Source organism: Vibrio sp. V43_P6S15P86, assembly GCF_009904725.1.
Lineage (GTDB): Bacteria > Pseudomonadota > Gammaproteobacteria > Enterobacterales > Vibrionaceae > Vibrio > Vibrio diabolicus.
Window position 1 is genome coordinate 1 of record NZ_WXWT01000418.1, and the last position, 5024, is coordinate 5024.

The window sequence follows — 5024 nt, forward strand, 5'->3', positions numbered from 1 at the left end:
CGAAGGTAAGCCGTTTAGTCTGCATGCCAAGTCATGCTTATTGAACCGCACGCCCGAGGTTATTTGGGTATAGCGCATTCACGCGAAAAAAGACAAAAACAGGTAATTATTGATGCAAGTGGGTAATGAAGCGCTGGTGCTGTCAGCGGTTGGGGTTATTGGTTTAGGTTGCCAATGGTTAGCTTGGCGATTGCGTTTGCCAGCGATTTTATTTTTGTTGTTGGCAGGGCTGATCGTCGGGCCATTTATGCAGTGGTTAAATCCTGATGAGATATTAGGTAATTTGCTCTTTCCGTTGGTTTCTTTAGCGGTGGCAGTGATTTTATTTGAAGGCAGTTTGACCTTAAATTTTAAAGAAATTCGTGGCGTGAGTGGTTCGGTATGGAGCATCGTTTCCATCGGGGCGATCATTTCATGGGCAGCGACCAGTATTGCAACACACTATTTCCTCGGCTTTACTTGGGAGCTTGCCATGTTGTTCGGCAGCTTAACCGTAGTAACAGGGCCGACGGTCATCGTGCCACTTCTACGAACCGTAAGACCTAACAGTACGCTTGCTAATATTTTGCGTTGGGAGGGGATCTTGATTGATCCACTCGGTGCGCTTTTTGTTGTGATGGTTTATGAGTTCATCGTATCGCACAGCGCGATAAATAGCGTCGAAGTGTTCGGGACGCTCATTGCCGTGGGCGTCATTCTTGGTGCGGCCTCCGGCGCAGCAGTCGCAACGATTATGCGCCGTGCGTGGCTACCGGAATACTTGCAGCCATTTGCGGTTTTGATGATCGTGCTCGGCGTATTTTCCGTCTCCAACCATATTGAGTCTGAAGCCGGATTACTCACGGTTACTGTAATGGGTATGTGGCTTGCCAACGCAAAGGGCATCAATATTCAACAAATTCTGCACTTTAAAGAGCACTTGACCATATTGCTGATCACCGGCCTATTTATTTTCCTTGCTGCACGCATCAGCTTGGATGATTTTGCTGCGCTGGGTAGTGGCGCGTTATTGCTGTTTGTATTTATGCAGTTGGTGTCGCGTCCGTTGTCGATTTTCCTCTCAACCATCCGCAGTAACTTGAGACTTAAAGATAAACTGTTTCTGTCTTGGGTTGCACCGCGCGGTATTGTCGCTGCCTCTATTTCGTCTCTTTTCGCGATCAAATTGACCGAATACGGTATTGATGAAGCGATTTTACTAGTTCCTATGACCTTCATGGTGATCATCGGAACGGTTGTTTTACAAAGTGCAACGGCACGTCCTGTCGCATTGATGTTGGGCGTCGCGGAGCCAGCGCCACGCGGCTTCTTGTTGATTGGTGCTAACCGAGTAGCCAGAGAAATTGGTCAAGCGTTGGCACGTTATGACCGCCGCATATTGATGACCGATTCTAACTGGGAGTACATCAGTCAAGTTCGTATGTTGGGGCTGGATTACTACTACGGTAATCCGATTTCTAGTCACGCAGATGACAATTTGAACCTGATAGGGGTGGGACAAGTAGTTGCATTAACGCCTGACCAGCATTTCAACATTATGGCTTGCATGCAATTTGTCGACGAGTTTGGTGAAGATAAAGTTCACTGCTTGCAAAAAGTGAAAACCAACGGCAATGGTAGCGAGAAGCACTCCGTGGCTCAGGAGTACCACGGTAAATTGCTGATGGGCGGTAACGTAAGCTATACCCAGCTGGCCAGTTTGTTGAGCCGCGGTGCAGAGATAAAACACACGAAATTGAGCGACAACTTTACGTATCAAGACTATTTAGCGCACCACAAAGGGAACTCGGTAGTGCCGTTGTTCCACGTTGAAGAAAAAGGGAAAATTCAATTCTGTGATGACCCTGAGCAGTTTGCTCCAACCACCACAAGCACCGTTGTGTCTCTGATTCTGTCAGAAAGCGCAAAGTAAATTAGAGAAGTATGCGGCCCATTTTTATCGTGGTGTCTCGCACGCTGATTACTTCAACTTCGTGAAACACTCGCCTGCTTGTTTAAAACGGAAGGCGAGTTTCTCTTCCTATAATGTCAGAGTAAGTCGTGATTCATTACTGGTTTCGGAAAAGTAATCTCGTGAATTCAGAAAATTCGCATTGACGTTACTGATAAGGATCGCAATACTGCGCGACTGTTTTACTTTAGGGTGACATTATGGCTCCGCAAACTAACCGAAAAGATTTACATCTAGACGCTGTTTTACATCATGACATGAGCATGAAGCATAAAACGGCGAGCTTTGAGTCTGTCGAGTTTGAACACTGCGCGCTGCCAGAATGTGACTTTCAGGCGATCGACCTGTCGACAGAGTTTCTTGGCCACCGACTGGCGCTGCCGTTTTTGATTAGCTCGATGACAGGTGGAGCGAAAGACGCTGAAGTGATCAATTGTCGTTTGGCTGAAGCTGCCAGTGAATTAGGCATTGCGATGGGCGTGGGGTCGCAGCGTATTAGCTTAGAAGAGCGACAACACGCAGGTCTAGGTAAAACCATTCGTGATTTAGCCAAAGATGTGCCGCTTTATTCCAACCTTGGAGCCGCTCAGTTGCGCGACAAAGGTAAACTTGATAATGCGCAGCGTGCGGTTGAATCCATTCAAGCGGATGCGTTGTTTGTACACGTAAACCCAATGCAGGAAGCGTTTCAGAAAAATGGCGACCATAATTGGATTGGGGTCTTACACGCTATCGAGCAGCTTAAATCTCGCGTGAATGTTCCGATCATTATTAAAGAAGTCGGTTTTGGTATAAGTGGTCACGTTGCGCAGCGATTGGTTGACACCGGTGTGGATGCCATTGACGTAGCGGGCGCGGGTGGCACAAGTTGGAGCGCGGTTGAAGGCTATTGCCAAGATAACCCGAAAATGCAGCGTGCAGCCGAACTTTTCCGCGATTGGGGCATCCCAACGGCAAAATGTTTGACTCAAATACGAGCACAGCATCCTACATTACCTTTGATCGCCTCAGGTGGTGTGCATAACGGACTTGAAGCGGCGAAAGCCATACATTTGGGCGCCAATCTCGTTGGGCAAGCGGGCGCAGTCTTGAAAGCGGCTACCATAAGCACTCAAGCGGTGGTCGAGCACTTTGAGCAAATGGCGTTAGAGTTACGTTTAGCATGTTTTGGCACGGGTTCTTCTAAGATCAGCGCATTAACGCAAGCGCGCAGCCTATAGGTGTTTATGGTGTCATTTACGCAGCTTGGCTCAATAATTTTTCGGTGTCTTAACATGTAGACTGATAATTTCGTTATAGTTGATACAAAAGTCACTTCAACAAGTGACTGCTTAATTCAGACCGTTGAATGGGCATTTGTTGAAGCGATTGAGTTTTATTTTAATATTGTTTGCAATTGGAACCTTAAATTTATGAAAAAACTAGTCATGCTGATGTTGGCGGCTTCTGCTTTAACCGCTTGTAGTGATGAAGTGGGCACTGAAGGCTGGTGTAACGACATGCGCGATAAGCCAAAAACAGAATGGACAGCAGACAACGCAGTAGACTTTGCGAAGCACTGTGTTCTTCAAGATGGTGTGGGCAGCGAGCAATGGTGTGAGAACTTGAAAGATAAGCCAAAAGGTGACTGGAGTGCAAACGAAGCCACCAGCTTTACTAAGCACTGCATTTTCTAAGCACTACACTTTCTCAACACGGCGTCTCTTATTAAGAGCGATGACGATGACTGTGTTAGACAAAATATTAAGAAAACACCAAGCGTCTTGCTTGGTGTTTTTGTATCGACAATAGCTTGGGCTTTCACGTTCTGAGCACACCTATCTTTCCTCTGAGTAAAGTGTTTTACATTTTCGTTTCATTTTTGAAAACCTGTATTACCTGCCTTTAATTTTTCGCATTGCAGTGGCATGGTGTCGGTGTATTCGTCTAATTCAATTAGATTCATAACAAAAAGGGACTCAAATGGAAGTACTCAAAGGCTCATGTCTGTGTGGTAAGGTGAAATTGGAAGTGGCAGATGAATTCAAGTACATGGGAAATTGCCATTGCTCGGAATGTCGAAAATTTACTGGCTCTGACTATTCATCGGCGGGCGGTATTGCTTTGGATAAGTTGCTCATTACTCAAGGAAAAGAGGATATTCAGACTTATCAGAAAAGCGAAAATACCATGCTATGTTTTTGTCGCCATTGCGGATCGAGCCTGTATTCGAAAAAGAACAATGGTATTGTCAATATTCGCCTAGGGGTCTTGGATGATGCACCATCCCACAAGCCAAATTTCCATATTTTTGTCGCGTCCAAAGCGCCGTGGCTTGAGATATCGGATAACCTGACTCAGTTTGAGGCCGGGCCTAAATAGAGTAGTAGCGGAAGAGATTTATTTAGTAACAGAGGGCGTTGCAATAAGTTTGCAACGCCCTCTGCACTTTTATTTTTGAAATTAGAACAGAGATGATTATTTGGCGTCTTGCAGTTCTTCTAAGCCACCTGCATTGTACAGATTCGTGAACCCTTGCGATTGCAAATATTGATACGCTTTACCAGAGCGATTACCACTGCGGCAGTACAATACGATCGCTTGATCTTTATCGACGTCTTGGAAATGTTTATCAAGCTCAGATAGAGGGAAATTGACCGCATTGTCTAAATGCCCCTCAGAGAACTCTTGCGGCGTGCGTACATCGACAATCATTGCGCCTTTCTCAATCAGTTGCCACCCTTGCTCAGCACGCTCAGAAGCCGCAACGTTGAAAGAAAGCAAGCCAACGCACAATGTTGCAAGAAACAGAGATACGACCTTTTTCATTGTTTGATTATCCTTTTTAAGAGTATGTAACCACTCTAGATTTGATTGAACACATTTTCCATCATAAAGAGGTTTTAAGTGGTCGTGAATGTCAAAAGTTTCGATAGAAGATTTTATTCAATTCAATAAAAAATTTTTATGAAATCCACCTCTTGAACTCCAATTTTTCGACCTTATTATTCTCATCGAAAGCGAGCGGTCGACTCGCAAATCCATCTTGATATTTATTCTGTCTTTTATTTTTGGTTCCAAGTAGGAGGCACTT

5 protein-coding genes are annotated in these 5024 nt (G+C 45.3%); 4 read left to right on the forward strand and 1 reads right to left on the reverse strand.

Features of this window, described 5'->3' with window-relative positions:
• The first annotated feature begins 112 nt into the window (after nucleotides 1–112).
• From CAG69_RS19040 to CAG69_RS19055, 4 genes are all read left to right on the forward strand, one after another.
• Nucleotides 113–1912, forward strand: a complete 1800-nt coding sequence (locus tag CAG69_RS19040) for a cation:proton antiporter (protein WP_005395287.1) — start codon at nucleotides 113–115, stop codon at nucleotides 1910–1912.
• Nucleotides 1913–2151: 239 nt separating this feature from the next.
• On the forward strand, nucleotides 2152–3171 hold the full coding sequence (fni, locus tag CAG69_RS19045) for a type 2 isopentenyl-diphosphate Delta-isomerase (RefSeq protein WP_161445672.1): 1020 nt from the start codon (nucleotides 2152–2154) through the stop codon (nucleotides 3169–3171).
• A gap of 192 nt (nucleotides 3172–3363) precedes the next feature.
• Nucleotides 3364–3627, forward strand: coding sequence for a DUF3012 domain-containing protein (locus CAG69_RS19050; RefSeq protein ID WP_005395285.1), 264 nt, complete (start codon nucleotides 3364–3366; stop codon nucleotides 3625–3627).
• Between the two features lie 286 nt (nucleotides 3628–3913).
• Nucleotides 3914–4312, forward strand: coding sequence for a GFA family protein (locus CAG69_RS19055; protein ID WP_046873838.1), 399 nt, complete (start codon nucleotides 3914–3916; stop codon nucleotides 4310–4312).
• Between the two features lie 96 nt (nucleotides 4313–4408).
• Here the strand turns inward: CAG69_RS19055 and CAG69_RS19060 are convergent, their stop codons facing one another.
• Nucleotides 4409–4759 (reverse strand): rhodanese-like domain-containing protein, encoded by a 351-nt coding sequence (locus CAG69_RS19060; RefSeq protein WP_161445673.1) that lies wholly within the window; start codon nucleotides 4757–4759, stop codon nucleotides 4409–4411.
• Nucleotides 4760–5024 lie beyond the last annotated feature (265 nt).

Excerpts from the sequence above, each read along its gene's own strand:
- CAG69_RS19040 (WP_005395287.1), top strand. The coding sequence starts at position 113 with ATGCAAGTGGGTAATGAAGCGCTGGTGCTGTCAGCGGTTGGGGTTATT.
- fni (WP_161445672.1), top strand. The coding sequence starts at position 2,152 with ATGGCTCCGCAAACTAACCGAAAAGATTTACATCTAGACGCTGTTTTA.
- CAG69_RS19050 (WP_005395285.1), top strand. The coding sequence starts at position 3,364 with ATGAAAAAACTAGTCATGCTGATGTTGGCGGCTTCTGCTTTAACCGCT.
- CAG69_RS19055 (WP_046873838.1), top strand. The coding sequence starts at position 3,914 with ATGGAAGTACTCAAAGGCTCATGTCTGTGTGGTAAGGTGAAATTGGAA.
- CAG69_RS19060 (WP_161445673.1), bottom strand. The coding sequence starts at position 4,759 with ATGAAAAAGGTCGTATCTCTGTTTCTTGCAACATTGTGCGTTGGCTTG.